Source organism: Micromonospora sp. 4G55, from assembly GCF_016803375.1.
Map to the genome: position 1 here is coordinate 1 of NZ_JAEVHN010000852.1, position 2,302 is coordinate 2,302.

The following is a 2,302-nucleotide window of genomic DNA, read 5'->3' on the forward strand; positions in this document are numbered from 1 at the left end:
GGGCGACGTCCGGCGGCGGGTCGAGGGCCACGGGGGGCCAGCCGTTCCGGCGTCCGCAGGACCAGAACGACGGAGGCGGTCGTCGCGATCAGGACCACCAGCGAGGCGGCCAGCAGCACCCGGGTACGCCGGGACGAGGCCCCGAGGCCGCCGATCGCGCGCCGCGCGTGCCCGGCCAGGGCCACGGTCCGGTCGAGCAGGATGACCGCTACGGTCCGCCGTGGCTGGGGCGGTGATGACGGCACGTGCTCTTCTCCCTCAGATCCTTCACCGTACGCGCGTCCCCGGCCCACGCCGTCGGTCACAGCGCCTGGAGCCCGGTGAGCATCTGTTCGAGTAGCTCCCGGGACGGCAGCTCGGACAGCGTCGGCGACACGTGCGTCTCGATCAGCCCGGCGTCCAGCAGCTCACCGAGCAGTACCCGAACCGTACCCAGTGGCAGGTCCAGTTGCGCGCCGACCTCCGCCACCGACAGTGGACGCCGGCACAGCTCGAGGATGCGCGCCTGCTCGGGAAAGAGCGGCGTGGCCGCGGGCACCGCACCCCGGGCCATGACCACGGTGATGAGGTCGAGACGCCGGCCGTCGTCCGCGCCGGCCGCACGCGCCACCACGTACGGCCGGGCCAGGAGCCCGGCGTCGTCGTCGTACCACGCCTCGTCAGGGTCGCCGGCGGTCGGCATCGGTGTCTCCGCTCGTCGCCGTCGAGGACCGTTCCAGGTCGTCCGCGGCGCCATTGTGGGGGATCATCTGTTGTCCTCTGCTGCGGTCGTGGCGGGCGTCTGCGCGGGTTCGGCGATGTCGAGCCGGGGCGGCGGTGGTCCACCGTGGGCGGGCACGGGCAGTGCTTCGCCGTTCTCGTTCGGAGACGGGTGCGGCCCGGGGGTTGCCTGCTGCGGCGTGGTCGACGTGACCAGGCCGGCGGGGAGCAGCACGACCGCCGCCGTGCCGCCGCGCGAGCCGGGACGCAGCGAGACCTGGGCGCCGCAGCGCGCGGCGAGCAGCGCAGCGGCGTGGAGTCCAACCCGGCCGACGGGCGGGCCGGCGGCCGGCGGGTCGGCCAGCAGCTCGTTCGCCTCGGCCAGGTCGGTCACGCTCAGGCCCGGTCCGTCGTCGGTGACCACGATGGCGCAGCCCCCCGCCTCGGGCTCACCGGCGACCCGCACCGTGGTGCCCGCCGGTGAGAACCGGAGTGCGTTCTCGATCAGCTCGGCCAGCAGGTGGACGACCGGGGTGACGGCGGGCGCGGTGAGGGTCCAGGGCCACTGCGGTGCGACCAGCACCCGCTGGTGGTCCGCGACCTCGGCCATCGCACCGCGCGCCACCTCGAGCAGCGGCACCGGCCGCCGCCACCGCCGGGCCGGCGTCGCGCCGGCGAGGATGATCAACTTTTCGACGTTGCGCCGGAGCCGGGCGGCGAGGTGGTCGAGCTGGAACAGATCGGCGGTCTTTTCCGCCGAGGACTCCCGCCGCTCCATCGCGTCGAGCAGGGTGAGCTGGTCGCGCAGCAGGACCTGGTTGCGCTGGGTGAGCCGCAGGAACAGCTCCCGGGTGGCGTGCTCGGTCAGGTCGGGCCCGGCCGCCAGCGGGGACTGGTCCCGCCGCTCCATCAGCCGGCGGACGGTGCCGGTCCAGGTGAGGAGCAGGGCGAGCACCGTGATCAGGCCCAGCCCCAGCACGGCGCCGGTGCGGACGACCACCAGGGCCGCGTCCGGCGTGGCCCGCTCGGCACTGTCCCGGGCGGTGGCCCGCACGAACTCGTGCAGCCCCGTCAGGGCCGCGTCCGCCGTCGCGCGCCAGTCCTCCTCGGTGACCACCGGCTGGCCGTCGTCGGCGCGGAGCAGCGCGTCCTCCAGGGACAGCAGGCCGGTGAAGCGGGTGCCGTCCACCATCGCCTGGTAGCCGTTCCGGTCGGCCGTCCGCAGTCCGGCAACGGCCTCGCCGCGGGCGTACCGCTGGTTCGCGACCAGATCGGCGAGGCGGCGCCGGTCGTCGGCGGTGATCCGGCCGCCGGCCAGCGCGGCGGTGAGCAGGGTGTCCTCCCGAGCGAGCAGTTCCCGGGCCCGGGCCAGCGCGACGATCGCCCGGGTCTCGGCGGCCGGCTCGCTGTCCCGCACGCTCCATTCCGGGCCGTACACGGTGAAGGCCGTGTCGATCAGCCGGTCGTAGCCGGCGACCGCGTCGGCCGGCCGGCGTCGGCCACCGCCCGGAGGCCGGCCAACCCACCCAGCTGCCGGATGAGTTCGTCGGCCCGCTCCTGGACGCCGGCGGTGAGCAGCCCGAGGTCGTCGTCGGCGGCGGAG

Annotated in this window: 3 protein-coding genes; all 3 read right to left on the bottom strand. The window is 75.4% G+C overall.

What is annotated here, in order from left to right:
* A partial coding sequence (locus JNW89_RS35160) for a hypothetical protein (RefSeq protein WP_238452308.1) occupies positions 1 to 245 on the bottom strand: 245 nt, incomplete at its 3' end.
* A gap of 56 nt (positions 246 to 301) precedes the next feature.
* Positions 302 to 682: a DUF742 domain-containing protein gene (locus JNW89_RS35165; RefSeq protein ID WP_238452309.1), complete on the bottom strand. Its 381-nt coding sequence runs from the start codon at positions 680 to 682 to the stop codon at positions 302 to 304.
* A 63-nt stretch (positions 683 to 745) separates the two neighbouring features.
* A partial coding sequence (locus JNW89_RS35170; RefSeq protein ID WP_255541585.1) for a nitrate- and nitrite sensing domain-containing protein occupies positions 746 to 2,302 on the bottom strand: 1,557 nt, incomplete at its 5' end.

Excerpts from the sequence above, each read along its gene's own strand:
- JNW89_RS35165 (WP_238452309.1), bottom strand. The coding sequence starts at position 682 with ATGCCGACCGCCGGCGACCCTGACGAGGCGTGGTACGACGACGACGCC.